The sequence below is a fragment of the Enterococcus devriesei genome (assembly GCF_001885905.1).
GTDB lineage: Bacteria > Bacillota > Bacilli > Lactobacillales > Enterococcaceae > Enterococcus_A > Enterococcus_A devriesei.
The window spans coordinates 377,815-404,404 of the sequence record NZ_JXKM01000003.1; the positions used below are offsets into that span (position 1 = coordinate 377,815).

Sequence of the window (26,590 nt, forward strand, 5' to 3'; positions counted from 1 at the left end):
CGCTTTTTTAGCAAACGAAACGTCTGCTCCATAGCTCAAATTGTACAATCAATCCATTGTTTAGTAAAGTCACAGCGTTACTTTGCTGTCTTATCATTGGTATAATCTAATTTCTTTTCAGGTGAATCGTCTTTGATATTGCGGCTCGAATGGGCTGGTTTCGCAAAAATCATCCGTCCAGCGGCTGTTTGCAAGGCACTAGTCACGACGACTTCGATATGCTCATTCATGTAATGCTGACCATCTTCTACAACTACCATCGTACCGTCGTCTAAATAAGCGACCCCTTGTTGCCGTTCTGTTCCGGCTTTAACGACTAAGACATTCATATTTTCCCCCGGGATCACAACCGGCTTCACCGCATTGGCTAGAGCATTGATGTTCAAGACCGCGACATTTTGAAATTCGGATACTTTATTCAAGTTATAATCGTTGGTTACGATCACACCATCTAACAATTTTGCTAATTTAATCAATTTACTATCGACTTCGCTAATATCTTCAAAATCGCCATCATACATTTCAACAGCGATGCCTTCTTCTTTTTGCAAAGCATTCAAGATATCTAACCCGCGACGCCCACGAACACGTTTCAAGCTGTCACCAGAGTCCGCGATATATTGCAATTCATATAAGACAAAATTCGGAATCATCAAGACGCCTTCTAAAAAACCAGTCTTCGCAATATCGTAGATTCGACCATCGATGATCACGCTAGTATCCAAGATCTTGTACTTATGAAAATGATCATCGGCTTTACGTTCTAACACTTCTCCATCGTTCGTCTCGGCTTTTTTATTCCGGCCACCGAAGAATTTTTTTAATTCATCGATCCGGGTCGTCCCCATCCGAAAACCTAAATAACCTAATAGCAGCATAATCAAGATCGGTAACGCGCTATTAATGAAGGGGATCGGGATTTGATACAACGGCGTCGTACCAATCAATCCTAGCGTCAATCCTAAGATCGCACCGACCACTCCAAATAAAATATAAGTTAAGCTCAGTTCATTTAATTGTTTTTCGATTTTCTTTACACCAACTGTGATTGGTTCTACGATCGCCAAAGAAATAAGATAAAAAATAATTGCACCGATCAGGCCGTTCGTAAATGAATTATTCAACCACATATTGTTTGCATAACCGACCGCTAACCATGCTATGGGTAATAAGGTAATCCCTAAACTAATCCCAACAATGGTAACGATCACTGTCAACACACGTTTTTGCATGCCATCCCTCCTAAAAAATTATTCAATGGTGCGGAGAAAGATCTCCACACCCGTGATTAACGAAATACTTTTCTCAAGGTTTCCCCTAAAGTCGCCACTGGAATCAATTCGATGCCCTTCGGCGGTGTCCATTCACCCATATTGTTCTTCGGTAAATAGATTTTTTTGAAGCCTAATTTACTTGCTTCTTTGACACGTTGTTCAATACTGCTGACGCGGCGAATCTCGCCGGTCAAACCAATTTCACCGATAAAACACTCGGTGGCCTCCGTACCGTTTTCTTTGTAGCTGGAAGCAATCGCTACCGCTACCGCCAAGTCAATCGCCGGCTCATTTAGCTTGACGCCGCCAGCGGCTTTCAAATAGGCATCTTGGTTTTGCAGCAGTAGGCCGGCCCGTTTTTCTAGAACCGCCATGATTAATGAAACGCGATTAAAATCGAGTCCCGTCGTCGTCCGTTTAGCATTGCCGAAAACCGTTGGCGTGACTAAGGCCTGGACCTCCACTAAAATTGGCCGGCTGCCTTCCATGGCGACGACGATCGCCGAACCGGTAGCTCCTTCCAAGCGTTCTTCTAAGAAAACCTGCGAAGGATTGGCCACTTCAACTAAGCCGCTTTCCCGCATTTCAAAAATTCCGATCTCATTAGTCGAACCAAAACGATTTTTCACCGCCCGCAAGATCCGGAAGCTGTGGTGCTTCTCGCCTTCAAAGTACAACACAGTGTCCACCATATGCTCTAACATTCGCGGACCAGCGATGTTTCCTTCTTTAGTCACGTGACCGACGATAAAGATCGCAATGCCATTGGTCTTCGCTAACTTCAATAATTCCGCGGTCGTTTCTCGCACTTGACTGACCGAACCCGCCACACTGGTAATGTCTGGCTGGGTCATGGTTTGGATCGAGTCGATGATCACATAATCCGGCTTCAGATTTTCAATCGTACGGCTGATTTCTCCCATGTCTGTCTCGGCATACAAGTAAAAATCAGTATCGCTAGAACCTAGACGTTCTGCCCGCAACTTAATTTGCTGCGCGCTTTCCTCACCAGACACATACAAAACTGTACCGCCAGTCGCCGCTAATTGATGCGAAACTTGTAAAAGCAGTGTCGACTTCCCGATTCCGGGATCACCACCGATTAAGACGAGCGAACCTGGTACCACGCCACCGCCCAGCACGCGGTTCAATTCGGCGAGCTCCGTTTGAACACGCGTCTCCTTTTTGAAGACCACGTCTTTTAATTTGGTTGGCTGTGCTCGTTCACCGGTTAAACTGACCCGGTTGCGGCGATCTTCTGGATGATTTTGTTCGATTTCCTCCACCATCGTATTCCAATTGCCACAGTTGGGACAGCGCCCCAGATATTTAGGCGAAACATAACCGCACTCTTGACAGATAAATTGCGTCTTGGATTTTTTTGCCAAAACTTTCGCCTCACTCAGATTAAATTTTATTGTTGATCAGATGAACCAAATCCGCCAGTCCTAAGCGTTTCAGCCCGGTCATTATCCGCTTTAAGAAATGGCAAGAAAATGCCTTGGCCGATGCGTTCACCTTTTTTAATTTTTACATCAGTTAAACCAAAATTCGAAAATTGGAACATGATGTGTCCCTCGTTATCAGGATTGTTGTAATAATCGCTATCGATCACGCCGATCCCGTTGCTTAAGGTAATGAAACGTTTCAACGGATTGCTAGAGCGATTGGCTAACTGCAAATACTCATCCTCGCCCATATAAGCTTTGATTCCAGTTGGGACCAAAACTGGCTTAAGGATTTTCTCTGAAGCTTCTGCGCCTTTCGTGAAATGTTGGATCACTTGCTTCCAAATTGCCGGAATAACGATATCCTCTGCCGCTTCAAAATCATAGCCAGCAGCATTTTTTGTTGCCCGTATTGGCAAATTGATACCTTTAGCTTGATATGCGGTTGTAATTTCAAACCCTCTTACTGTCATGTTAGACTCCCTTTTTTTAAAAACAAAAATGCTTTTTTGATCATTGCTCAGACGATTTAACGAATCGTCCGAAAACCTAAAGAAACTCTGGTCAAAATAAGACGCTCGTTCTTTGTGAAACATATAGCTATTTTAACATAGTGAGCCTTTGGATTCGTCATTCTTTTACGAAAACTCTGGGTAAATTTAATGAATTTTTTTCTTTTTTATTAATTTTCACTGATCCGTTGATCCAGTGCCGGAATCCGATTAATATACATCTCGATCCGCTTCGCATAAGAAGGTTTTTCCTCATACGTTTTGATTTGATTCTTCAATGTTCCCAAATCATCTGTTATGATGCCATTCACGTTTAACGAGATCATTCGATCCATTGAATCCGCATCATTCACTGTCCAAGCATAGACGCTCTTCTTCTCCTGATGGGCTCGTTGAACAAAATCACTCGTCAGTGTCGTTTCCTCCATCGTATAACCATTCGCCACTGTTTGAGGGAATACTAAATTATACGGCAGGATGTAGCTGACAAACAACTTTGGCGCTTCCTTTTTCAAATCTACCACTACATCATAGTCTAACGAATGAATGCGATGATGGTGGGTCAAAATATTTTTTTGATATTTTTTGACAAAATTTTTCACCATATCTTTCGAATCTGCAGCGCTTGTTTTGATTTCAATCAACAATTTTTGCTGATGCTGATTGGCATAAGCTAAATAATCGTCAAAACTTGCCACCGGTGCCACATGACCATTTTCCGTCGCAAACAAATCCTGTAATTCCACTAAGGTCAAGTCATGGGTCGTTTTGTCTTGCCCAGTTAAATTTTTCAGATTTTTATCATGCATCACAACGAATTGATGATCCTTGGTTTCTTGAATATCCATCTCAATATAATCCGGCTTTTCTTTGATTGTTTCAGCCATCGCGGGAATCGTATTTTGAACACCGTTTCCATCATCCACTCCTCGATGAGAAATGGTTAGCGGAATCGCATCAGCCAAACCAGTGAGATACAGGGCATTGCTGATTAGAATCGAACCGCCAAAAAAGAGGCACAATGCTCCGGCTGCGATTCGTGTCCAAAGACTCGGACGAATCAAGCGCAAAGGCCGTTCGCCGCTAATTATCAGCGGATAAAATTTTTGTACTAAGATACTGAAGTAAAGGACTGTCGCCCAAGCCAGCATTAATTGACTAAAAAATTGAATACTCGTCAAAGTCAGCATCGCTCCCACCGCTGGAAAAGGTGCGGGCAATAAATCAAAGATTGTTTGGCAAAGATAGCTGAATCCGTAACCAACATAAGAAATAAAGGTCAAGAACATCGTCAAAATAAAAATACGCCAACCGTAGTGCCAGAACCGATGATGTGTCAGTTTTAAACTTTTTTCAATCGCAGCCTTTGGTCTTTCGTCAGAGAAAATCATTAGCGGCAAGACAAATAATAACCGTATTCCGATATAAGACACTACGATCGAACCCGCTACTAGTAAAAGGGCGAAAACCACATTTTCATTCAAATATTCCAAAATAAAAACCGGAATCGTGACTTTACTTAATAAAGGTGTTCGAAAAATTGCATTAGCAAAAGGCAAAATCAAGAGAAAATAAAATAGAAAGAAAAAGAACGTCGCTGGACGTAGATGCCGCATGTGATAGAGCGATTGCTTAAAAATCCCCCACAGCGACCGATCTTCCTTCGTTTGAATACTTTTGATGCCAAATAATTGAAACGTAAATTGTAAAAAAACTAAGGTCAAAACTAAAGCAAGCAACAAGAGCAGCGCAATCAAGACGGCTGGATGCTTCGTGATGATCGTTAAAATATTTGTGTTAGAAACATAAGGAATATTACCTCGTTGTAAAATAAAGACCACTAAAAATTGGACCACAGGAATTACTAGCATCTCTAAGACAATATTCGTACCAACAATCAAAAGAATATAGCTGCCCCAATGACGCAGAAATTCCCGTGAATAGGTAAAGAAAAACCGAAGTGAAGACACTCTGCATCCCTCCTTAATAAAGATAAAACACTTTAAGCAACTGCGAAAAGCATAACTGACCGCTAACTCGATTTATGGTTTTTCTTTTTCCAAAATCGGAAAAAGAAAGGTGATCCTCGTACGCATATCATCCAATTAAACAGCTTATACTATTATTTTCATTCAAATCCTAGTATTGAAATTGAAATTTAAGAACTGCGAAAAGTTGGACTGACCGCTAACTCGTTTTATGGTTTTTCTTTTTTCAAAATCGGAAAAAGAAAGGTGATCCTCGTACGCATATCATCCAATTAAACAGCTTATACTATTATTTTCATTCAAATCCTAGTATTGAAATTGAAATTTAAGAACTGCGAAAAGTTGGACTGACCGCTAACTCGTTTTATGGTTTTTCTTTTTTCAAAATCGGAAAAAGAAAGGTGATCCTCGTACGCATATCATCCAATTAAACAGCTTATACTATTATTTTCATTCAAATCCTAGTATTGAAATTGAAATTTAAGAACTGTGAAAAGTTGGACTGACAAGAATAATCGGGCACAGAATGGTTATGTGTCCGATTGGGTTTGGCGTTTTTGATCGTAGTTGGGATCAAATTCGTCGGTTTCGATATAAATATAGGCTTTTTTATCTGGCAGTGCTTGGCGGATCACTCGCTCGATCTGATTGACGACATCGTAACTGACGCCTTCGTAAGAATCCGCGATATCGATCTTGGCGGCGATCATCACTTCAGTTGGGCCTAAGTGCACCGTTTTAATGTCAATGACTTTTTTGACTTCTTCGCGGTTGAAGGCCGTTTGAATTTTCAATAGGTCTGCTTTTGAGACACTTTCGCCAATAATCAAGCTGTAAAATTCTCGCGCTAAAAAGATCGAGGCAAACAAAAGCATCATCCCGATCAACAACCCACTCAATGCGTCAAACATCGGGTTGCCAGTCAGCATCGTTAAAATAGTTCCGATAATCGCTAAAACTAACCCAATCACCGCACAAAAATCTTCTGTAAAAATAATCAAGATTTCACTGTGACGACTTTCATGTAAAAATTGGAATAGCGGCAGCTTTTCCGTATTCAGCTCATGAATTTCCTTAATTGCGACCCGCAACGAACTGCCTTCAACTAGAATCCCGAAAACGAGGATTGCTAAGATGATTAAAGGATTTTCTACTTCATGGCTGGGATGGAACAATTTTTCCACGGCCTCCCAAATCCCTAAAGCACCCCCACCAAAAAACAGCATTGTTGCTACAATGGTACTAAAGAAATATTTGGCCCGGCCTTCACCAAACTGATGCAGCTCACTTTGGCCCCGATTCGCCCGGCGATTGCCGAATAATAGTAAAATTTGATTGCTGCAATCCACCACACTATGGATGCTTTCATTCATCATTGCGGCACTACCGCTAAGCATATAGCCGACAAATTTGCTGACTGCTACTAAAATATTCGCTAACAGCGCAGCCAGTACGGCCATCGACCCTTGCGTTTTTTTCTCTTCCATTTGATTCACTCACTTCCTGATTGTATCTATTATAAATCAGAAAGGAAAAATCATAAAAACATATCTCTTTCCATTCGTGAAGCAAATCGCTCGTCTTTAAAGCTGAATTGTGGAAAAATCAAAAGAAAGCTAGGAGGGATTTTTATGCGTCTATGGCATGAAGCACTGATACCCGCGCTTCCGCGACAACAATTATTAGGACAGCATCGCGAAGTTGCGGCGTTGCGGGGCAAAGGTTGGGGCAAAAAGCACGCCACGGTGGATTATGTTTTCACTCATCCTTATTACAAATTGTATCAATTTCATTTGTTGGTTATGGAGGAAATGAAGCGCCGTGGCTACAAGCCTGATTCCTTATGGTTCGATCCGCTGTACCGTGGGAAAAACTTATCTCCTTTAGTAGCGATCCAGCCATTGGCCCTCACTCGTCCGATCTATCCCGAACATAATGAAGATTATCTAACAGAATGTCTGCTGAATCTGGTGCAAAAAGGCATCTTTTTGACTAAGCCTTGAACTCGGTCATATCCCCGCGAAAACGCAAAGGTAAATGATTTCGTTGAGCCCGATAATTGGCACGTTCATCAATCGTCACTGCTCGTAAAAAAGTCTTCCATTGCTGGCGAATGTCCTGTTCATCACCGGAATCCGAAAACTCGGGACAGCTAGTATTTTCCATCAAATGGATGTCCCCCTGATCAATGATTCCCAAAAGTTCATGGGTCTCATCATAAATCATGATTTTTTCTTGAGGATAGCGCTCGGCGAAATGAGGACAAAGATAAGGCATGACATAGTGCTTTGGATGGATTTTGCTGAATAACACGTCGCCAACATATTCAAACCGAACAAACCCCGTCAATGCATGATTTTCTCCAAGCAGGGTCCGAATACTTTTGGCTAACGCTAAGATCGCAGGGTGCCCTAAATGGTTTTCTAATAGATCCTTTGTTTGTAATGCAATCTCGATCGCTTCTAATAAATAGCGTTCTTTCCCCTCTAGTGTGGCGTAAAAACCATTTTGAATAAATTGAAAATTTTCTGATCGCAAGCGTTGACGCAGACGGCGATAGATTTTTTTCCCTCTCAGCACGTCGGTTTCGATCCACTCCGCCAAAAATAAATTTTCGACCGCTGTCTCCGGTGATAAGATCAGTGTCGGAAACTTTTTCTCCCGAAAGCTACGATCCACAATGGTCATAAACCCTAAAAAGCTACCGTCATACTCCCAATGGTCCGCGGATTCTTCCATGAAACTCACCTACTTTTCGCATGTTCAAAACGTTCCACATCAAATAAGGATAGCTGTTCACTGGTGGATTGCGTGTTGTGTTTCTTTAATACCTCATATTGCTTTGAAGAAATCAACGAGGTGATGATCCATTCCGGATCTTTGATCAATCCGGCAGGCGTTTCATGATTACAGGCGATAAAATATTGCGCCCGCTTGATTACGATACCCAATTTTTTTAAATCGGTTAGATGCAATCGATAATATTTTCTTGCCTTTACGATATTTTGCGCACTTTTCGGCCCGATCCCGGGAACGCGCAACAACTGATCGTAGGATGCCGTCTGGACGTCAACGGGGAAGCGTTGGTAATTTTGGACCGCCCAATTGGCTTTCGGATCGAGATACAAATTAAAGTTTGGTTTGTCCTCAGACAAAATCTCGTCCGCGGTAAATTTGTAATAGCGCAGCAACCAATCCGCCTGATACAAGCGATGTTCTCTTAATAGTGGTGGATCTGTCGTCACTGCCGGCAATAAATTATCTTGATTGACGGGAATATAGGCCGAATAATAGACCCGCTTCAATTGATATTTTTGATATAAATTCTCCGAAATCTTCACGATCGAGCGATCACTCTCAGGGCTAGCTCCGATGATCATCTGGGTTGACTGTCCGGCTGGCACAAAACTTGGTGCATTCCGCACCATGGGTAAAAATTCCTGTTCTTTTTTTACCGTCGTAATCTGCTTCATCGGCTTGTATAAGTCAAAGGGATCTTTATCTGGAGCCAGCAATTTTAGACTTTCGCGGGAAGGCAGTTCAACATTGACACTCATTCGATCCGCCAGAAAACCAAGTTCTTCGATTAATTTTTCATCCGCGCCTGGAATCGCCTTAACGTGGATATAGCCACGAAAACCTTTTTCTTCCCTTAAAATTTTTAGCGTCTTGATTAAGAGCTCGCAAGTGTAGTCCGGATTCTTAATAATTGCAGAGCTCAAAAACAGGCCTTCGATATAATTACGCATATAGAAATCCATCGTCAAATCCGCCACCTCTTGCGGCGTGAAAGTCGCTCGCGGAATCGCATTCGATTTTCGATTGATGCAATAATGACAATCAAAGATGCAGGCATTAGTGAACAATAATTTTAATAACGATACGCACCGTCCATCGGGCGTAAAGGAATGACAAATCCCAGAGACTTGCGTACTACCTACCGTCCCCTTCCTGGTATTATTTTCCACACCACTGCTGGAACAGGATACATCATATTTCGCTGACTCAGCCAAAATTTCAATTTTTCTTTCCAGCTCCATCGAAAGCTCTCCTTTTTATCGAACCTATGTTCTTATTTAACCAAAGAAAGTCTTCTTTGTCAAAAATTTTCTTGTGAGATACTTCTAAAGACGGATGACGTCATTTGAGAATTTGCTATACTTTTAGACATAACCACAGCTGTTCGTTACTTTTCCAGTCGGAAATGAGTTAGCTGTACTGTCAGATAAGGATAAGGAGAATGAAAGATGGAAAGAAAACAATATGTTTGTGACAAGTGCGGATGCCAGCATTATACATCTGACCAATTCCAAGCAACGGGGGGAAATTTCGCAAAGATCTTCGATGTACAAAATAAAAAATTCACGACTATTAGCTGCAAACAATGCGGCTACACCGAACTCTATCGCGGAACAACGTCGGATGGTTGGAATATTCTAGACTTCCTAATGGGTGGAAGCTAAAAAAAGAAGGGGCAAACATCGTTCATCGAGTTTGTCCCTTCTTTTATAGTTAAATGTTACTTTTCAAAATACCCCGTCCAAGAGCGATCTTCTTCGTTGACCTTTGCTCCTACGAAGGCTTTTTGAGTTGATTTTCTGACTAAATCACCTTCGCCGCTTAAATCATCCATCAACGCTTTGTACTCTGGATAAACGACGGCCTCCAACTCATTGAGATCGCGATTCGTGAAAAAATCCTCCATTCGCTCCTCTGGCTCGGTTTGTGAAAACTCCGTCGTCGGTTCGACCGCGACTTGGTCCTTCTGATCAAACCAAAAAAAGAGTAAAACGGCTGCTAACACAACAACAAGCGCTGCAATTTTTTTCATCCAATCCGCCTCCAACGATTCTGTTTATTATTAGTATGCCATAATTGAAAGCGTTTTTGAATGAAAAGCAGTCTTTCTCGATAAATAGGCTTTGACTGAATCAAAAAAAGCTAAAAACCTGTAAGGGTTCTTAGCTGTGTTTTTTACTCGAATTCTTCGTATTCATTTGGGTCTTGATCGTCGATTCGACCGTCCGCTTTTTCTAATAGATTGATTCTTTCGAGCTCTGTTTGTGACAATTCAAAATCAAATATCGTCAAATTCTCCCGTTGATGCTGCAAGTTGCGCGATTTTGGGATTGGCACAATTCCACGTTGATGATGCCAACGTAAAACGATTTGCGCCGGAGTCTTGTGATATTTTTCTGCGAGTTCTTGAATCACCGATTCCGTTAGCGCGTCATTGCCGCGGCCTAACGGACTCCAAGCCTCTGTTAGAATGCCGCGTTTTTTATTTTCAGCAACCATTCGTTCTTGGACCCAGTAAGGATGGATCTCGATTTGATTGACCGCCGGTGTCACACCGGTTGCTTCGATAATTTTATCCAAATGCTCTGGCTCAAAATTAGAAACACCAATCGAGCGAATCAAGCCTAACTTTTGCGCATCAACTAATGCCTGCCACGCTTCAGTATACAGACCCCGCTTAGGTAATGGCCAATGAATCAAATACAGATCAAAATACGTTAAGCCCATCCGAAATAAGGATTCTTGAATCATCATTAAGGCATCAGCATAATGGTGGTATTTTCCTGGTAGCTTCGTCGTTACAAAAAATTCCGAACGAGGAAGTCCTGAACGGCGAATCGCTTCCCCCACAATTCCTTCGCTGTCATAATTCGTTGACGTGTCTAACAAGCGATAGCCATCTTGGATCGCTGTCAACACTTGATCCACCCCTTGACCTCCTCGGATCTGATAGGTTCCCAGTCCAACAGCCGGTAAAAAATGTCCGTCATTCAATGTTATCAATGGTGCAGTCATCAGCAAATTCCTCCTAATTTTTATTTATCCTTCCACAAGTTAAAAAAATACTCATGTTTAAGTGTATCTTCTCATCACCATTCCACCTTACCACCAAATTCTTGGCCTTGTTAAATTCTCTGCTCAGCGTAAGCAATTTTTTCTTAGATCGGCAGAAAAAAAAGTAAGAAAGAGGTATACTACAAATTGAATAGCAATGAGAGGAGAAGATGACGATGGATTCAATTTTTTGTATCGTTCTAGGAATGATCTTCGCAAACGGCATCCCCCATTTTGTCAAAGGGATTACCGCAGAAAAATGGCCTGTTCCTTGGAAAACATTCGCATCCGCTCCAACGAATGTCTTGTGGGCGATTACGAATTGGTTAGTGGTGATTATTTTGTTTGCACTCTTCAAGCCAGACATCAATAGCTTTGATGCAGCCTGCTTTTTGCTAGGTATGGGAATTACTGGATACTATCTCGCCTTGCATTGGTCAGAAAAAAATGACGAGACAGAATAATTTTTTAAAGACGAACGTGCTACTAAAGGATTTCTTTTCCTTTAATAGCACGTTCTTTTTTTATTCACCCGTTGATTATTCTTGCATCGCTGGTAATTCGTTTTTATTTAATTTATTCAAGTAAGGGATCATCATGATTGTACCAGCGATAAAGGCGATCCCTTCGGTAATAGTCATTGACCAAATCAAGCCGTTCAAACCATAAAAATGGTGCAGTAAAAGAACGACTGGAATGAAAAAGGTTCCTTGGATCGTAGACATGATTCCCGTTTGAGCGCCAAAACCTGAGGATTGGAAGATTCCGGTAAATAAACCCGAGAATCCGTTAAAGACGGAAGAAACTAATTGTGCTGCTAAAATCGTTAAACCAACTTGTACTACGCGAGGGTCGCTAGTAAATACGCTTAGTACGGGCACTCGGAAGAGATAAACGGCGACCGCGAAAATGATTGAGATACCACCAATCCATAAAGAAACTTCTTTCAACGCTTCTTTTAGACGTTTGGTATTGTGGGCGGAGAAACTATAAGCAAATAACGGCATGGCGCCTAAAAATAGACCCATCGTCAAAAATTCAGGCAACTGTGTAATCCGCACCGCGATCCCGAAGCTGGCGACAACATTATCGCCATATTCAACTGAAAAATTGTTCAACAATAACGTTGTTACGATCATAAAGGCTGATTTAAACAGTTCTGAAACACCGATTTTATAGACTTCTAATTGATCGCTAAAAGAAAGTTTGAAATGTTTCAAGAAGCCCTTCAAGGATTCGCTTCTATTTTCTAAAAACCAAACATAATAAGCGGTGGAAGCCAAATTGGCAATAACTGTTGAGATTCCGGCCCCAATCACATGCAGGTTAAAAACCAAGATCAATAGCGCATCCAGCGCAATACTAACAGCCACACTAATAAACATTCCATACATCGATTCCTTTGAGGCGCCTTCTGAGCGAACCATTTGCTCCAAGGCAAAGTTCAGAATAAAGGCAAATCCACCAGCAAATAAAATCGTTGAATATTGTTTTGTGTAAAGCAGTGTTTGTCCGTCGGCGCCAAGTAAGTGAACAAACGGTGTCATAAATAAGATAGCGACTGCTCCGATAACCAACCCAAGAATAATGCTTGTGTAAAAGGAATAGCCAGCGACTTTCTTCCCCTTCTGAGTATCCCCGCTGCCTAATAGCCGCGTAATAAAGCTGCCGCCACCGACACCAAACATATTTCCGACCGCCATCAAAATGATCGTGATCGGCATCGCCAACGTAATCGCCGACATCATATTCGTGTCATGGATCCGACCAATAAAATAAGCGTTGATCAAATTGTAGATCGTCGTGGCTGAGATCCCCACCATCATCGGGATCGACAAATGGGCGATGGCTTTGCGAATGGGACTTTCCTTTAAATAATAAATATTCGATTCGTTGACTTCAAATTCTTCCATGATACTACCTTCTTCTATTCATTTATAATAGTTAGAATTCTAACTATTTAGGTGCAAGCAGTTTTGCGCTGCTTGTTCTTATAAACTGCGGTCGATTTTTCTAAGCAGTTCGGTCAATTCTTGCACTTCTTCCGGGTCTAGCGCTTTGACCAATTCTTTTTCCGCCGCATAAAACGCCTCATTGGTTTCATTGACGATCGCTTTTCCCTTAGGAAGAACATAAATATTTTTTTGCCGCTCATTATCGGCTGGAATTCGACGTTCGATATACCCTTTTTTTTCTAAGCCTTGCAGCATACTGGTAATACTGGCACCGCGTCGTTGAAAGACTTCCGCTAAATCTTTTTGGATCAAGCCTTTGTCTTCGTTCTGCGCAATATACGCAATCATTCGAGCTTGTTGCGGACTGACACCTAACGATTCCGCACGATCTTTCATCAATTCACGAGATTTGTGCATAATCGAGCGCAGTAGATTGGAAACGACCATTCTATCCAAAAGAATTCCTCCTCGCTAACTATTAGATATCTAACTGTTCGAAAAGAATATACACGCCGTTAAAATAAAAGTCAACGGAAAAGATTCGTTTTCTAAAAATTAGAGTTCTAACTTTATTAACCTATTCTAGGTTGAAGAAAAACTCATTCTTCCTAAATAAATATCGTTCATTGTATTTAATCCATCTAAAATCATTTTTATTTCTAACAAAAACTTAATTATAGTATAATTTATTTATAATAAAACTTTTTTTGTTGTTTGATCATTATTTTCCCCGAAAAAAATCAGATTAGGAGGAACGGATATGAAAAAATTTATTAAGTTAGGACTTGTTCTCGCATTAGGATTGACTTTTGTTGGTTGTGGTGACAATGCCACTAATGAAACCACTACCAGTCAGTCGCAAACAATCAGCTCGCTGGAAAAAAGCAATCAAGACTTAAAGGCGACCGTCTCATCTTTAGAGAAGACCGTGAATTCTTTTGAAAAAGAAAAAGCGGCGAAGGAAAAAACACAGAACGCCGAGCAAGAGCAAAAACAAAGGGAATTAGCCAATACGAAGAAAGCCGAAGAAGAACAGCAACGCAAAGAACAAGAAGCTCAGGCTGCCGCCGAGAAACAAGCAGCGGAACAAGCGGAGGTTGCCAAACAGGCCGAGGAAAAACGAATTGCAGAAGAAGCAGAAGCGACTCGTAAGGCAGAAGAACAGCGCGTCGCACAAGAAGCAGCTGCAAGAAAACAAGCGGAAGAGCAACAAGTCGCGGCTCAAGCACAGTCAGAGGCGGATGCTCGTGCCCAACAAGAAGCACAGGTTCAGCAAGCAGCCCAGCCGGCTCAAGGTCAGACCGTTTATGTCACACCGACAGGCAGCAAATATCATACGCACAAGTGCGGCAACGGCACTTACAGCCCCGCTACACTAGAGGAAGCACAAGGTCGCGGATTAACCGCCTGTGCGAAGTGTTATTAATTAAAAAAATAAAGCCACTGAAAAGTGAACTTTTCAGTGGCTTCGTTTTTAGCTCTTCTTCAAATTCCCCGCAAAGGCCTGCTTCCCTTTACGAATATAGGTAAAACCGGAATAAAGCACGACTACGATAACAATCCATGTCAAAACGTTCATGTTCAACCCGGTGACAAAGCGCGTCGCGATGATTACTCCGATAATTCCACCGATCGTAATCCCCAAACTAACTTTACGAGAATAATCCCCCGATTTAATAAAGTTTGTACCAGCAACTGGCATTAGACCTGCACATGAAGCCATCATGATTGGAAAAGCCACCAACGGACTTAAGCCAAGCATATAAACCAACGCCATACACGGTGCGTAAAGTCCTACTCCAATCGTCATCAAGGCGCCCAAAATAAAATTACCGATAATACCAATGATTAATTTTGAACCCGTCAAACCGGTTAAATGATTGCCTGTTCCTAATAGATCCAATAATCCTAATTGTTTTAGCGCCATTAGTGCGGCTGTGACGATCAAGGCGATTCCCATGTAAAATTGGACTTTTTTCTCAGGCAGCTTGCTGACCGTTTTCGAACCAATGTAAGAACCGACAATTGCGGCAATGACTAGCGAAAATAAAGTCAACGGCGCTACTTTTACTACCGTAATAAAAATGAACGCTTCAATAATCACCGGTACCGTGTGAGAAACATTCAATGTTCCCGGTAATTGACGATCATTGTCTAATTGCTTCGTCGTTTCTAATAGCATCGTCGTCGGTGCAAAACTCCCGATTCCCAGCGTGTCCATCGCGTCCGTCACCAATCCGATCAACCCGGCAACGAGCCAATTCCCGCCGCCTAAATTTTTTCGTTCCGCAACCAAATCGCGAATAAAATAAAAAAGATAGTAAACCAAGAGGACTGCTAAAAGTCCCAATAAAATCTGTACCATAATTCTCTCCTTTGAATATTTAATTGAATGAAAGCTCTTTTACCTGTAAAGATGGTACAACAATTCACATACTTTTTGACTGAAATTAAATAACAATTTGATGATATTCGTCAAATAAATCTTATAAAAAGTGCTAAGCTTCACACAAAAAAAGGAGCTGGGACATTAATTTGTCTCAGCTCCTATTTCCGTATAAACGGTGTGACAGAAGTAGTTTCTTCGGAAATAAGCCAAAATTTCTTGAAGCTGAACACTTCTGTCCCAACCTCCTTACAGCTCTTCATTTATTGATCTTCCATGACTTCTTGTAAACGAAAGCGCACCATTTCTTTAATCAAATCAATTGGCAAATCTTGGTCATAAGGAAACTGGACGGCTCCCTTAGAAGTTTTGTAGTCCTTTAATTGTTTTTCAAAAGCTTCCATAGCGCTAGGTGTCGGATAAAAGCCGATATGCTTTTTCATTGCCCCGAAATGAACCAGATTTTCTTTTAAATAAAAGGTTGGCATCTGGTAAGAAATCTTCTCTTTCGTTTCGGGTGGAACCGTTTCTTTAATTACTTGATAAATTTCTTTTAGCTTGGGCTGCTGATCTTTTTCAGCCTCATTGATATATTCTTCGATTGCTGTCATCGCTTCACGTCCTTTTTTCTTTTAGTCTAGCGGAAAAGGTTGAAAAGGGATACAAAACTGCTCTATTCTTCCTTCACGTTCTCCCCTAAAGAAAAGCCGTCAAAGGTCTCACCATCATAATATTTCAATAATTGATCTGCCGTTAATAAAGAAGAGGTCATTTCTTCGTCCTTTTCTTCCTCCACTTGATTCAACGCGACGTATTCTTGGTACTGCTCCGCTAATTGACGGTACAGCGCTTTTTTCGAGGAACCTTCGCCAGTAATAAATGGAAGTTCCTTCAAATGACCGCGATAAAGAGGCAAGTTTTCCAGCCACTCGATCGGCTGTTCTACGACGGTCAGTTGAACGTCAGCAAAAATATCTTCATACATTGGTTTTTTCCTCCTGAATTTCTCGATATTGACGCGGGGTAAGGCCTTCGATTTGCTTGAAACGTTTATAGAAAAAGGCCTTATCTTTGTAGCCTAAGCGTTCGACAATTGTTTGGATAGTCAGATCTGTTTGCTCTAAATAGAGCTTACAACGCTGGATGCGGCGCAGCAATACGATCTCCGTAAAGGCCTGCCCCGTTTTTTCCTTTAATAAGCTCGACAAATAATTCGGGTGAAAATGAAATTTCTGAGCGACCTCTTCTAGTGTCACTTGCTCCAAGCGGACATCGATATAGGCTAAAATTTCTTCCGTTAATTGACCGCTGGACACGAAGCTGTCTCTGGCAACAAGATGTCCCGTCTCGGCCTGACTGATCTCAACAATCAGCAGTACAAAGGCCGCCTTCGTTACCTTATTATTGAAATAAGCCATCTTGACCACCTGTTTTAACAACAGCAACGTATAAAAATGAATATCCGTTAATGTCGCAAAATCATACACCAAATAGCGGCTAACTCCTAAAAATTCTGAACTTATTGCCTCGATAAAAAAGCGATACAACAGCGGTTCTTCAAAAAATTGGCCTAATAATGAATCGGTGAAATAGCTAGCTTTAAAATAAAACGTGATGACTTCCGCGTTCTGGTCTCCTTGAAAAGAAAGTCGCGCCGCACCATTCATCAAGATTAATCCACCCATATCAAGCCGTCTTTCAGAGGTATCAAGTTTCACCTCAACCGAACCTTTCAGTACATAGAATACCCGAATAAATTCCGAAGAAACTTCGATCCGCTGTTCACTCTTGCGCGTTACAAAAGCCGCGATCTCACGCTTGGGATTTTCCGCAAACTGCCGGACCTCGTTTTTCATTTCTTTATCCTCAACAAGATAGCAATCCAATGTTTCCAAAAACTGATAAAACTGATCATATTGCTGCTCCGTTACCTTCACTTTTCCACCACCTTAGAATCGAACACTTTTTTCTTTATCTACACTATTTCAAACAGCTGCTTATCAGCATATAATTTATTTATTGATTGTAGCATTTTTAGCGTTTCATTACATTAGATTCAAACACTTCTAAGGGGGATTTATTATGAAAATTGGTTTTATCGGTGCCGGCAACATGGCCACGGCAATCGTGGAAGGAATCGTACAAAAGGGCTTCAGCAATCCAGAAGACATTTATTTATATGATATCGCAACGGAGAAAGTCCAAGCCTTCGCGGAAAAAATCGGCGCGCATGCGCTGAAAGACCCGCAAGCCGTTATTCAAACTGTCGACACGTTGATCCTAGCAGTCAAACCGAATGTCATTAAAGGAGTCTTGTTAGCAGCCAAAGAAGCGATCGTTGCCAATGATCCACTGATCGTCTCTATCGCAGCGGGAACTAGCACGGCTGCGTTATATGACGTTTTCGAGACCGATCAGCCGATCCGCATCGTCCGAGTCATGCCGAATATGAACGCCATGGTTGGTGAAGGGGCGGCGGCAGTCTGCGGAAACAGTGCCGCGACTGAGGAAGATGTTAAACAAATCATTGATCTCTTCAACGCTGTAGGGAAAGCTTGGCCTTTAGAAGAGAAATATTTCTCCATCTTTACTGCGATCGCTGGCAGTTCACCAGCCTATACCTTCTTATTTATCGACTCAATCGCTCGGGCTGCAGTGAAGAATGGCTTGCCAAAGGATCTCGCTCTAGAAATGGCGACCCAAGCCATTCTAGGCAGCGCTCAAACTTTGGCCACTAGTCAAGAAAATCCGTGGACCTTGATCGATCGGGTCAGCTCACCAGGCGGAACGACAGTCGCAGGGATCGTGGAGTTAGAAGACAACGCCTTTATCTCGACCGTTATCAAGGGAATCGATGCGACGATTCGAAAAGACGAGGAACTAGGAAAGAAATAATTAGCCACAAAAAAATTGCTGATCATATCGACCAGCAATTTTCTCTTATCTTATTTCTTCCACTCATCAACTTCTTTTTGATGATCTTTGATCCAGTCCTTCGCTGCTTGCGATGGATCTTCACCTTCGTTGATTGCTAACATGACACTTTCCATATCTTTTTGGATCCAGTGGAAGTTGTCTAATACTTTATAAGCTTCGGGCTGGTCTTTTTTTAGACCTTGGCGAGCCATAGTGTGGATCGATTCGGCTGAGCCCATCGCATTTTTAGGATCTTCTAAATATTTCAAACCATATTTTGCAAACATCCAGTGGGGTGACCAGCCGGTGATTACGATGGGTTGTTTGTTTTTGATTGCTTGGCCTAGTGCGACGGTCATTGCTCCAGAAGAAGAGGTTGAAACTTTCCAATCCGCTAAGTTTGGATAAGCCTTCACCGTATTTTCCGCCGCATTGACAACGCCCGCACCAGGTTCAATCCCGGTGATGGTTTTATTGGCTTGGTCGGATAGATCTGCGATGGAATTTACATCCATATAATCCGGTACGACGATTCCAACTTTAGCACCTTTCAAGTTGACGCCTAAATCATCGACTTGATCTTTATATTGGGCATATTGTGATTTGTGGGTATTTGGCAGCCAAGCCGCAACCATTGCATCCGATTCGCCTTTTGCAACGGATTCCCACATAATCGCATTATCTAATGGGGTCGTGTTGACTTTGTAGCCCATTTCTTTCAATACTTCTCCCACAACGTGGGTTGAAGCGACTTCGGTATCCCATTCCACGTAAGAAAGATTGATCGTACCTTTGGTTTTCTCAGACGCCCCGCCAAAACCAAATGACGCCAACAACACAACAGCAGCGACCACACCGGCTGCAATACCCAATTTTCTCTTCTTGCTCTTCGGCATTTTTTCAGCGGCTTGTTGTTTCGGTTTATTGATATTTTGGGTAAAGCGGTCAATGATGATTGCTAAAATAACTAGTGCTAAACCATTGACGAACCCATTTCCGACCTGTGCTCGTTGCAAGGCAGATAAGACCCCACGTCCTAGACCGGGAGCACCGATCATTGAGGCGATTACTACCATTGATAAAGCCAGCATCGTTGTTTGGTTGATCCCGGCTAAAATAGTACTTTTAGCTAACGGCAATTCTAATTTGAATAATTTTTGTTTGGCAGTACCACCGAATGAATCAGAAGCTTCGACTAACTCTTTTGGAATTTGACGAATCCCTAAATTCGTAAAACGGACCGTTGGTGGCAAGGCGAAAATCACTGACGCGAAGACCCCTGGCACCATACCGATTCCAAAGAAGGCAACGGCTGGGATCAAATAAACAAAACCAGGCATCGTCTGCATGAAATCCAAAATCGGTGTAATGATCTTTTTCGCCGTCTCGTTTTTCGCCATCAAGATCCCTAACGGTACCCCGATGATGATCGATAGCAAGCTAGATAAAAGCACAAGCGTAACGGTACTCATTAAATCCATCCATAAACCTTGATTATAAATGAATAATAGTCCGATCAAGGTAAAGCTGGTTAATCCCCATTTTTTATTGGAGATGAAAAATGCGGCAACTGTCAAAACTAAAATAAATAAGAGTGGCGGAATCATTGTTAAGATTCCCGTCATGCCATCCATCAAAAATTGTCCGGCCTGTTGCAATGCTGAAAATAATCCTGCGAAGGTGCTAGTTAACCAGTCGGTGAAATTTTCAACCCAATCTGCAACGGGTAAAGCTTGTTGTAAAAAACTAAACATTCGTCGTCACCTCTTCTTCTGTATTTGCCAACGCTTCTAAGACACTGCCGCGAATCACAACGCCGACTAAGCGGTCGCCTTCAACCACAGCTAAAGGAGCTGGCGAATCAAAAATCAGATTAAAAATGTCGGTCACCAGCATGTCTTTAGGAATACGGCGGACATTTTTATCAATGACTTCTTTTAAGGTTAGATTATTTTTCCGAGCTTCTAAGGCTTTATCCGCCGTCAGGCTGCCTTTTAATTTACGCTTGCGGTCAACGGCTAACAGCATGCTGACTTCTTCTTTCCGCATTCGGTTCAAGGCCACATTTGGACCATCGACTTCGATATTGGTCGTCAAAGCCGGTACCATGATATTTTGCGCAGTCAGGACTTTTGAACGATCCACGTCTTCCACGAAGTCGCGGACATATTGGTTGGCTGGATGGGTCAAAATTTCTTCCCCCGTACCGATCTGCATGATTTGTCCGTCCTTCATCAAGGCGATTCGATCACCGATCCGTAAGGCTTCATTCAAGTCATGGGTAATGAAGATAATCGTTTTTTGCACATTTGATTGTAAATCCAATAGCTCATCTTGCATTTCACGGCGAATCAATGGATCTAACGCTGAGAAGGCTTCATCCATCAATAAGATTTCTGGATCGTTGGCTAAGGCCCGCGCCAAACCGACCCGCTGCTGCATCCCACCGGATAATTGATCAGGGTATTGATCCTTAAAGGTCAGCAAACCGGAGTTGTCTAAGGCTTGCTCCGCCTTGGCTTGACGTTCCGCTTTCGGTACACCCCGGACTTCAAGTCCGTATTCCGTATTTTCTAAAATCGTTCGATGTGGAAACAATCCAAAATTTTGAAAGACCATATTGATTTTATGGCGGCGCACTTCCCGCAGTGCTTCTTTATCCATTTGGGCAATATTCTCACCATCAATATAAATCTCACCAGAAGTTGGATCGATCAACCGATTTAACAAACGAATCATCGTGGATTTTCCGCTACCGGAAAGCCCCATAATCACAAATATTTCTCCTTCATTGACTTCAAAACTGGCATCATACACACCAACTGTCGCACCCGTTTGCTCGACGATCTCGTTCTTACTGCGATTCTCTTGGATCATCGCAAGGGCTTGTTGCTGCTTCTTACCAAAGATTTTCGTCAGATGTTCAACCTTAACTTTACTCAAAATGTATCCTCCTTATTAAAAAGCTTTACGAACCTCGTTCGCGAAACCAAATTTCATCTGCATTAAAAAATGCTCTCACTGAAAAAGTGACCATACAACACTAACACGGTGTGGTCACTTTGTCAAAAATGATGCAGAAAGTTTTCAGGAAAACAAATTCAAAGCAAAAAAATCTAAGCATTTCTGCTTAGATTTTTTCGCTACAAGGATCAGCTAGACTTCTCGATTTTGAGTAAAGAAATGCATTGGATCGTATACTTGTTTCAATTTTTTTAATCTAGCCGCGGTTTGGTTAGACCAAACGCGGAGATTTTCCGCCGTACTCGTATCGCTTGAATAGGCGCCATAAATACCTTGACCAAATTCCTGGATCGGTTGGAAAAGCCGAAGCGCTTCATCCGCATGTGCTTGATTGACCCAATAGGCAATCATAATCTCTGCTTCTCTAAAAGACCATGCGTTGAAATCGGCGGCTTTATCATTCATCGCTCCGCCGAGTGCCCGCAATTCTACGCCATAGACAAAAGGCGGCTCCAGCAGTTTTTCCATTTCGGCCGCTATTGCTTGCGGAATATCTGTTACCAACGTATTTTTCCCAAAAGCCGTATTTTTTCCATCAATGCGGGCATGCTCATCGGGAAAGAAATCGGCGTAGTTCATCGCTACTTCTGTTTTAGCGGAAACGTTGCCTAAATGAAGAGCCTCAGCCAGCACCGCTCTTGCTTCAGGGGTTTCCTCGCCGTACCAAAAGTTTCTCGTCTGTACCGTGATCGTTTGATCTGCACCTTTGTTAAGCAAAAGAATACTCGTCAATTTATTTGAAGAATTTTTGAACCATGCATGCCACGCTTGCGTAAAGCCATAAAGATCCGTGATCGTATAATTGATGGTTTGAATGACCATAGGAATCGAAAATTCCGAATCGGTTGTGGTCACTTTATCCGCTTGAAAAAGAAATTCCGTTACTACACCAAATTGTCCGCCGCCTCCACGAATGCCCCAAAAAAGTTCCGGCTCATTCAGGTCATCAAGCTCATGTCGTTCACCGTCCGCCGTGATCAGTGTTCCGCCAATGACCCGATCGATCGTCAAGCCAAAAGAACGTAAAATGATCCCCATCCCACCGGATACCGCCAAGCCGCCGACACCGGTATCACCATGATCCCCACTTGAAATCACTAATTGATCGGCTAGCAGCTTGGTCGCTACATCTGACCAGAGGGCACCGGCTTGGATTTTAACAATGCCTTTTTCTTTATCAATTACTTGAATCTGATTCATCCGGGAGAGGTCTAAGATCATTCCTTGGTCGTTCACGGAAGTCGCGGATAGTCCATGACCACCGCAGCGGACAGAAAAGGGAAATTCTGCCCCTTGTTTGATCTTAGCAGCATAGGTGATCGCGTCTCGGACTTGTTCTTCGTTCTCTGCTAAAATGACAATTTTGGGCTGGCCTACTTTATAATCGTTTGAACGAACATCATCATAGCGAGGGTCTTCTGGAAATACTGCAACATCCTTCAGTGAATGTGGTAATTCTGGTAGCTTTTTCTCCATGGTAAATCCTCCGTTCGTAAATTCAAAAAGTTATTAAGGGTTAACAAAGTGTCTCATGGAGAGAACCAATAGTAAAAAAATAACTTTTGTAATTCAGAAAGCGTTATCATTTCTTAATATTTTGCCTTTTAAACAAAATAAGCTACCGGAGAACGAGGCAGAAGTGATCAGCTTCAAGAAATTTCAGTTTATTGCCGAAGAAGCTGCTTCTCACCGTTTATACGTAAATAGAACCTGTGACAAACGTTTTGTCACAGGTTCTATTAGCTTTATTTATCTGGATAAAATAAATGCTGCATGCGTTGCAGCACCAGCTCATTACCGACAAAGAACAAGGTGTCGCCTACGCAAATTTTGGCGTAGGGGCCTGGTGATAGCAGCAGCTGTTCTTTTTGCTGAATCGCAATAATGGTTGCGCCCGTCTCATGCCAAATATTTAATTCATTGACGGTCTGTTCTAAATGTTCCGCTGCTTCTGTTAAAGTCAGCTCGTAAGGAACAAAGGGTGCGACGTTGTGAACCCGCTTGGTCTGCGCAAATAATTGATCCAATAATTGCGTCATATTATTTAATTCTTGTTTTTGATTTTCAATACTGGTTTGAATATCATTTTTGATCTCTTGGGCGGATTGAACGTCTTGATATTTTTCGAAATAGACTTTGGCTTTTTCTCGCGAAAGTACATAAGCACCGCTGCCATGACGAACTTCCATGATGCCAAGGTCAACTAAGACATTGATGGCTTTTCTAGCTGTCTCTGGTGAAACATTGAAATTACTAGCCAGCGTAGAACGAGCGTGAATTTTTTCGCCTACTCGATAGCGATTGTCCGCGATCCGTTCGGCGATCTCCACCGCTACTTGTTGGTACCGAGGCAGTAAGACCCGCTTCTTGTTTTCCCCTTCCATTTCGACCCCTCCTAGTTCGTCTAAATATTTTCTATTTTTCAAAAAATGAGTCTGATTCTTACCGGATCGATCCTTCCGGTAAAGCGGCAAACGCCGTCAGACTAACTACTATAGAACAGCCTATTAGAACTGCACACTGCGAAAAACGGAACTTACCTTTTTTGCAGAATTCTTTTCAAGCATAGCATATTTTTTTTAGAAAAGCTGTAACCATTCTATGACCGCTTAAATGAAGATGTTAGTGCTTTTTCTTTTAGTTTTTTTTCATAGAAGCACTTTTTTCGCTGCTATCTTTCGCCTTTTTGTCAAAAAAAGGCTAGACTGGTTCAGATTATTTTTTGTGCCGATCTATTTAGCGCAAAAAAAATTAAATAGAAACAGGAGTGATTGTTTGCATTTTTTAATGGGTATTATTGGGTTGGGACTGGTCCTGGCATTAAGTTTTCTAATCAGCAATGATCGGAAAAAGATTCGTTTTACACCGCTTTTGATCATGCTGGTCTTGCAATTTTTATTAGGTTTTATTTTACTACGTACATCAGTGGGAACCAAGATCGTTGGTAGTTTGGCCAGCGTTTTTGATGCTTTGCTAAGTTTTGCCGGTTCGGGTGTGGACTTTGTCTTTGGCGGAATTGCCAACAAAGGTAGCTTCCCCTTTTTCTTAAACGTTCTGATGCCGATCGTCTTTATTTCTGCGATCATCGGAATCTTGCGTTACATTAAAATTTTGCCGTTATTTATGAAAGGTGTCGGTCTGGCATTAAGTAAAATCAACGGCATGGGCAAGCTGGAATCATACAACGGAATCGCTTCTGCGATTTTAGGACAGTCGGAAGTCTTTATCTCCATCAAAAAGGAATTACCGACCTTGTCAGAACAACGCCTAACGACGATGAGTATCTCAGCAATGTCAACAGTCTCCATGTCGATCGTTGGTTCTTATATGGCTTTGATTCAACCACGCTATGTCATTACGGCTTTAGTATTGAACTTATTCGGTGGCTTTATCATCGCCTCCATCGTTAATCCTTATCAATTGGAGAACGATGAATTAGTGATTGAAGAGGACAAAGAACAAACCTTTTTCCAAATGCTCGGGGAATATATTTTAGACGGCTTCCATGTCGCAGTTACCGTTGCGGCGATGCTGATCGGATTTGTCGCCTTGATCGCGATGATCAACTTCATTTTCGCTAAGATCACAGGACTGACTTTCCAAGAGATTCTTGGTTATGTCTTCGCCCCATTGGCCTTCATTACTGGGATTCCTTGGAAAGAAGCCGTTGATGCCGGCAGCTTGATGGCGACTAAATTAGTCACCAACGAGTTCGTCGCCATGACCGAATTAGCCAAAGGAAATTGGCATTTCTCTCCACGGACGACTGCCATCGTCTCCGTTTTCTTAGTTTCCTTTGCAAACTTCTCGTCGATTGGGATCATTTCCGGTGCGATGAAAGGTTTGAATGAAGAAAAAGGCAATCTGGTAGCCAAGCACGGCTTGAAAATTCTATTAAGTGCAAGTCTCGTCAGCTTTTTAAGCGCGATTATCACGGGTTTGATTTTTTAAAATGAAAGAGGGATCAGGGCTGAATACAGCCCTGATCCCTTTTGATTATCCGGCGCGATCGCGCTTATAATTGTTCATCTTCCAATACTTCATACTCATAAGGCGAACCTTCGTAGAAAAATTGGGTGGAAACAGTCGCTTCATTGTCCGTTGCAATTAATTCTTTGCGGAAAGGAAAGCGTACCGAGTGCCCTGTTTTTGTTTCAGATCCCGGTAAAATATAGGATAAGCTGTCATCTGGTGTCGGCTTGTTCAAGTCATTCATGACCGCATCAATCACCTGCTGCTGATCTATTTTTTCTGCCTTTGCGACCTTTTGATAATCCTTAAAAAAAGCTGCCTGTCCTTCAAAATATGTCATTTCCATTTTCTTCACCCTTTCAAATGCTCTTAATCTTTTGTCATTCAGTTACTAAATAACCCAGTTTACTCTGTTAAATCTAACCGGCCCGCTTCGGTTTGAAACAGCGGCCAACTTCCCGCCAACTCTAAGCGAATCAACTTTAACTCAGGATATTGCTGAAGCGCGACTATGATCGAGTCGATCAATTTTCCTTGCTGATTTGCATGTTCCTGTGGTGATAACAGTGTATCTTGATCAAGCATTTCACCATAGGCTCGGTTTTTTTCAATCACCTCATGAAACGCCGCCTTGAATGAGCGCTCAATTTTTCGCGCAAACTTCGCTTCATTCTCCGTCGTATAGGCGAGCTGATCCTTGTCTACTAAAAAAGTCGCGTAGATCAAAGGAACCGTGGACACAGGCTTCACGGGAGAAACATAATAAAACATTTTTTCCAAAAGATCCATTGAGATCGTCAGCTTCATAACATCTCCTCTTTTCTAGGATTATTATAGCATTCACTAGGCCATTTCTTAGCTCATTTAATCTCAAAAAAGGCTGAGGATGAAGCGTCTCCAAAAGTTAGACCAAAAATCTAACTTTTGGAGGTTGCTATTCTTATGGCAAAATACAGTTTTGAATTTAAAATGAAAATTGTTCAAGAGCATCTTGAGGGTAAAGGGTGAATGGGTTGTCACACCAATAAATATAACGTTAAAGGTACGACTCAGATTCGTAAATAGGTTAATGCTTATCGAGAAGTGGCCAATCATTTAAAAATTAACAACCCTGTGTTAGTTGCCAATTGGATGCGTACCTTCCGTACGGAAGGTATTAATGAACTCTCAAAACCGAAAGGATGTCCAAGTAAATTATCCAAGAAAAACGAAACAAAGAAAAAGACAGAGCCCAACATAATACCTGAAGAACGCGACCGCAT

General features: G+C 42.1%; 27 protein-coding genes. 6 read left to right on the top strand and 21 right to left on the bottom strand.

The features are described from left to right. Positions 1-77: 77 nt before the first annotated feature. From RV00_RS06455 to RV00_RS06475, 5 genes are all read right to left on the bottom strand, one after another. Positions 78-1,232 (bottom strand): PIN/TRAM domain-containing protein, encoded by a 1,155-nt coding sequence (locus RV00_RS06455; protein WP_071861781.1) that lies wholly within the window; start codon positions 1,230-1,232, stop codon positions 78-80. A 56-nt stretch (positions 1,233-1,288) separates the two neighbouring features. Continuing rightward, positions 1,289-2,662, bottom strand: a complete 1,374-nt coding sequence (radA, locus tag RV00_RS06460) for a DNA repair protein RadA (protein ID WP_071861782.1) — start codon at positions 2,660-2,662, stop codon at positions 1,289-1,291. Between the two features lie 26 nt (positions 2,663-2,688). Next, entirely contained in the window at positions 2,689-3,195 is a 507-nt protein-coding gene (locus tag RV00_RS06465; RefSeq protein WP_071861783.1) for a dCTP deaminase/dUTPase family protein, read from the bottom strand. A 209-nt stretch (positions 3,196-3,404) separates the two neighbouring features. Beyond that, entirely contained in the window at positions 3,405-5,204 is a 1,800-nt protein-coding gene (locus tag RV00_RS06470) for a glycerophosphoryl diester phosphodiesterase membrane domain-containing protein (RefSeq protein ID WP_071861784.1), read from the bottom strand. Between the two features lie 548 nt (positions 5,205-5,752). Beyond that, complete coding sequence (locus tag RV00_RS06475) at positions 5,753-6,709, bottom strand: cation diffusion facilitator family transporter (protein ID WP_071861785.1); 957 nt, start codon at positions 6,707-6,709, stop codon at positions 5,753-5,755. Positions 6,710-6,853: 144 nt separating this feature from the next. Here RV00_RS06475 and RV00_RS06480 point away from each other — a divergent pair, with 144 nt between their 5' ends. Then, positions 6,854-7,225 (top strand): TIGR02328 family protein, encoded by a 372-nt coding sequence (locus RV00_RS06480; protein ID WP_071861786.1) that lies wholly within the window; start codon positions 6,854-6,856, stop codon positions 7,223-7,225. On the opposite strand, the gene RV00_RS06485 is transcribed toward RV00_RS06480, so the two are convergent. Further along, entirely contained in the window at positions 7,215-7,961 is a 747-nt protein-coding gene (locus RV00_RS06485) for a TIGR03915 family putative DNA repair protein (RefSeq protein ID WP_084133246.1), read from the bottom strand. The genes RV00_RS06480 and RV00_RS06485 overlap by 11 nt on opposite strands. Positions 7,962-7,966: 5 nt before the next feature. Continuing rightward, positions 7,967-9,262 (bottom strand): putative DNA modification/repair radical SAM protein, encoded by a 1,296-nt coding sequence (locus RV00_RS06490; RefSeq protein WP_071861788.1) that lies wholly within the window; start codon positions 9,260-9,262, stop codon positions 7,967-7,969. A 207-nt stretch (positions 9,263-9,469) separates the two neighbouring features. Between RV00_RS06490 and RV00_RS06495 the strand changes: the two genes are divergently transcribed. Next, a complete protein-coding gene (locus tag RV00_RS06495; RefSeq protein WP_071861789.1) occupies positions 9,470-9,685 on the top strand; it encodes a zinc ribbon domain-containing protein in 216 nt (71 codons plus the stop codon). Between the two features lie 56 nt (positions 9,686-9,741). Here RV00_RS06495 and RV00_RS06500 read toward each other — a convergent pair whose 3' ends face one another. Then, a complete protein-coding gene (locus tag RV00_RS06500) occupies positions 9,742-10,053 on the bottom strand; it encodes a hypothetical protein (RefSeq protein ID WP_071861790.1) in 312 nt (103 codons plus the stop codon). 143 nt (positions 10,054-10,196) lie between these two features. Further along, entirely contained in the window at positions 10,197-11,036 is an 840-nt protein-coding gene (locus tag RV00_RS06505; RefSeq protein ID WP_071861791.1) for an aldo/keto reductase, read from the bottom strand. 215 nt (positions 11,037-11,251) lie between these two features. Here RV00_RS06505 and RV00_RS06510 point away from each other — a divergent pair, with 215 nt between their 5' ends. Then, complete coding sequence (locus tag RV00_RS06510; protein ID WP_071861792.1) at positions 11,252-11,539, top strand: hypothetical protein; 288 nt, start codon at positions 11,252-11,254, stop codon at positions 11,537-11,539. Between the two features lie 75 nt (positions 11,540-11,614). Here the strand turns inward: RV00_RS06510 and RV00_RS06515 are convergent, their stop codons facing one another. After that, positions 11,615-12,988 (bottom strand): MATE family efflux transporter, encoded by a 1,374-nt coding sequence (locus tag RV00_RS06515; RefSeq protein WP_071861793.1) that lies wholly within the window; start codon positions 12,986-12,988, stop codon positions 11,615-11,617. 78 nt (positions 12,989-13,066) lie between these two features. Continuing rightward, complete coding sequence (locus RV00_RS06520; RefSeq protein ID WP_084133247.1) at positions 13,067-13,486, bottom strand: MarR family winged helix-turn-helix transcriptional regulator; 420 nt, start codon at positions 13,484-13,486, stop codon at positions 13,067-13,069. A 304-nt stretch (positions 13,487-13,790) separates the two neighbouring features. On the opposite strand from RV00_RS06520, the gene RV00_RS16655 reads away from it, so the two are divergent. Beyond that, positions 13,791-14,456, top strand: coding sequence for a hypothetical protein (locus RV00_RS16655; RefSeq protein ID WP_071861794.1), 666 nt, complete (start codon positions 13,791-13,793; stop codon positions 14,454-14,456). A gap of 48 nt (positions 14,457-14,504) precedes the next feature. Here RV00_RS16655 and RV00_RS06530 read toward each other — a convergent pair whose 3' ends face one another. From RV00_RS06530 to RV00_RS06545, 4 genes are all read right to left on the bottom strand, one after another. Next, entirely contained in the window at positions 14,505-15,395 is an 891-nt protein-coding gene (locus RV00_RS06530; protein ID WP_071861795.1) for a sulfite exporter TauE/SafE family protein, read from the bottom strand. Between the two features lie 284 nt (positions 15,396-15,679). Beyond that, positions 15,680-16,027 carry an iron chaperone gene (locus tag RV00_RS06535; RefSeq protein WP_071861796.1) on the bottom strand — a complete coding sequence of 116 codons (348 nt, stop codon included), beginning with the start codon at positions 16,025-16,027 and terminating at the stop codon, positions 15,680-15,682. A 62-nt stretch (positions 16,028-16,089) separates the two neighbouring features. Continuing rightward, positions 16,090-16,401 carry a hypothetical protein gene (locus RV00_RS06540; protein WP_071861797.1) on the bottom strand — a complete coding sequence of 104 codons (312 nt, stop codon included), beginning with the start codon at positions 16,399-16,401 and terminating at the stop codon, positions 16,090-16,092. Further along, positions 16,394-17,353, bottom strand: a complete 960-nt coding sequence (locus RV00_RS06545) for a helix-turn-helix transcriptional regulator (RefSeq protein ID WP_071861798.1) — start codon at positions 17,351-17,353, stop codon at positions 16,394-16,396. The genes RV00_RS06540 and RV00_RS06545 overlap by 8 nt, the downstream gene beginning before the upstream one ends. A gap of 145 nt (positions 17,354-17,498) precedes the next feature. Here RV00_RS06545 and proC point away from each other — a divergent pair, with 145 nt between their 5' ends. Next, positions 17,499-18,311 carry a pyrroline-5-carboxylate reductase gene (gene proC / locus RV00_RS06550; protein WP_071861799.1) on the top strand — a complete coding sequence of 271 codons (813 nt, stop codon included), beginning with the start codon at positions 17,499-17,501 and terminating at the stop codon, positions 18,309-18,311. 50 nt (positions 18,312-18,361) lie between these two features. Here the strand turns inward: proC and RV00_RS06555 are convergent, their stop codons facing one another. From RV00_RS06555 to RV00_RS06570, 4 genes are all read right to left on the bottom strand, one after another. Continuing rightward, positions 18,362-20,086 (bottom strand): ABC transporter permease/substrate binding protein, encoded by a 1,725-nt coding sequence (locus RV00_RS06555; RefSeq protein ID WP_071861800.1) that lies wholly within the window; start codon positions 20,084-20,086, stop codon positions 18,362-18,364. Beyond that, on the bottom strand, positions 20,079-21,275 hold the full coding sequence (locus tag RV00_RS06560) for a quaternary amine ABC transporter ATP-binding protein (RefSeq protein WP_071861801.1): 1,197 nt from the start codon (positions 21,273-21,275) through the stop codon (positions 20,079-20,081). Before RV00_RS06560 ends, RV00_RS06555 begins: the two co-directional genes overlap by 8 nt. Positions 21,276-21,488: 213 nt before the next feature. Then, positions 21,489-22,832, bottom strand: coding sequence for an FAD-binding oxidoreductase (locus tag RV00_RS06565; protein ID WP_071861802.1), 1,344 nt, complete (start codon positions 22,830-22,832; stop codon positions 21,489-21,491). A 269-nt stretch (positions 22,833-23,101) separates the two neighbouring features. Continuing rightward, positions 23,102-23,740, bottom strand: coding sequence for a GntR family transcriptional regulator (locus tag RV00_RS06570; RefSeq protein ID WP_071861803.1), 639 nt, complete (start codon positions 23,738-23,740; stop codon positions 23,102-23,104). Positions 23,741-24,131: 391 nt separating this feature from the next. Here RV00_RS06570 and RV00_RS06575 point away from each other — a divergent pair, with 391 nt between their 5' ends. After that, positions 24,132-25,307: a NupC/NupG family nucleoside CNT transporter gene (locus tag RV00_RS06575; protein WP_071861804.1), complete on the top strand. Its 1,176-nt coding sequence runs from the start codon at positions 24,132-24,134 to the stop codon at positions 25,305-25,307. A gap of 64 nt (positions 25,308-25,371) precedes the next feature. Here the strand turns inward: RV00_RS06575 and RV00_RS06580 are convergent, their stop codons facing one another. Beyond that, positions 25,372-25,674: a DUF5960 family protein gene (locus tag RV00_RS06580; protein ID WP_071861805.1), complete on the bottom strand. Its 303-nt coding sequence runs from the start codon at positions 25,672-25,674 to the stop codon at positions 25,372-25,374. A gap of 59 nt (positions 25,675-25,733) precedes the next feature. After that, complete coding sequence (locus RV00_RS06585) at positions 25,734-26,135, bottom strand: hypothetical protein (protein WP_071861806.1); 402 nt, start codon at positions 26,133-26,135, stop codon at positions 25,734-25,736. Positions 26,136-26,590 lie beyond the last annotated feature (455 nt).

What these genes read in the sequence shown, in the direction of transcription:
- RV00_RS06455 (WP_071861781.1), bottom strand. Translation starts at nt 1,232, where the DNA reads ATGCAAAAACGTGTGTTGACAGTGATCGTTACCATTGTTGGGATTAGT.
- RV00_RS06465 (WP_071861783.1), bottom strand. Translation starts at nt 3,195, where the DNA reads ATGACAGTAAGAGGGTTTGAAATTACAACCGCATATCAAGCTAAAGGT.
- RV00_RS06475 (WP_071861785.1), bottom strand. Translation starts at nt 6,709, where the DNA reads ATGGAAGAGAAAAAAACGCAAGGGTCGATGGCCGTACTGGCTGCGCTG.
- RV00_RS06480 (WP_071861786.1), top strand. Translation starts at nt 6,854, where the DNA reads ATGCGTCTATGGCATGAAGCACTGATACCCGCGCTTCCGCGACAACAA.
- RV00_RS06485 (WP_084133246.1), bottom strand. Translation starts at nt 7,961, where the DNA reads ATGGAAGAATCCGCGGACCATTGGGAGTATGACGGTAGCTTTTTAGGG.
- RV00_RS06490 (WP_071861788.1), bottom strand. Translation starts at nt 9,262, where the DNA reads ATGGAGCTGGAAAGAAAAATTGAAATTTTGGCTGAGTCAGCGAAATAT.
- RV00_RS06495 (WP_071861789.1), top strand. Translation starts at nt 9,470, where the DNA reads ATGGAAAGAAAACAATATGTTTGTGACAAGTGCGGATGCCAGCATTAT.
- RV00_RS06500 (WP_071861790.1), bottom strand. Translation starts at nt 10,053, where the DNA reads ATGAAAAAAATTGCAGCGCTTGTTGTTGTGTTAGCAGCCGTTTTACTC.
- RV00_RS06505 (WP_071861791.1), bottom strand. Translation starts at nt 11,036, where the DNA reads ATGACTGCACCATTGATAACATTGAATGACGGACATTTTTTACCGGCT.
- RV00_RS06510 (WP_071861792.1), top strand. Translation starts at nt 11,252, where the DNA reads ATGGATTCAATTTTTTGTATCGTTCTAGGAATGATCTTCGCAAACGGC.
- RV00_RS06515 (WP_071861793.1), bottom strand. Translation starts at nt 12,988, where the DNA reads ATGGAAGAATTTGAAGTCAACGAATCGAATATTTATTATTTAAAGGAA.
- RV00_RS16655 (WP_071861794.1), top strand. Translation starts at nt 13,791, where the DNA reads ATGAAAAAATTTATTAAGTTAGGACTTGTTCTCGCATTAGGATTGACT.
- RV00_RS06530 (WP_071861795.1), bottom strand. Translation starts at nt 15,395, where the DNA reads ATGGTACAGATTTTATTGGGACTTTTAGCAGTCCTCTTGGTTTACTAT.
- RV00_RS06535 (WP_071861796.1), bottom strand. Translation starts at nt 16,027, where the DNA reads ATGACAGCAATCGAAGAATATATCAATGAGGCTGAAAAAGATCAGCAG.
- RV00_RS06540 (WP_071861797.1), bottom strand. Translation starts at nt 16,401, where the DNA reads ATGTATGAAGATATTTTTGCTGACGTTCAACTGACCGTCGTAGAACAG.
- proC (WP_071861799.1), top strand. Translation starts at nt 17,499, where the DNA reads ATGAAAATTGGTTTTATCGGTGCCGGCAACATGGCCACGGCAATCGTG.
- RV00_RS06555 (WP_071861800.1), bottom strand. Translation starts at nt 20,086, where the DNA reads ATGTTTAGTTTTTTACAACAAGCTTTACCCGTTGCAGATTGGGTTGAA.
- RV00_RS06565 (WP_071861802.1), bottom strand. Translation starts at nt 22,832, where the DNA reads ATGGAGAAAAAGCTACCAGAATTACCACATTCACTGAAGGATGTTGCA.
- RV00_RS06570 (WP_071861803.1), bottom strand. Translation starts at nt 23,740, where the DNA reads ATGGAAGGGGAAAACAAGAAGCGGGTCTTACTGCCTCGGTACCAACAA.
- RV00_RS06580 (WP_071861805.1), bottom strand. Translation starts at nt 25,674, where the DNA reads ATGGAAATGACATATTTTGAAGGACAGGCAGCTTTTTTTAAGGATTAT.
- RV00_RS06585 (WP_071861806.1), bottom strand. Translation starts at nt 26,135, where the DNA reads ATGAAGCTGACGATCTCAATGGATCTTTTGGAAAAAATGTTTTATTAT.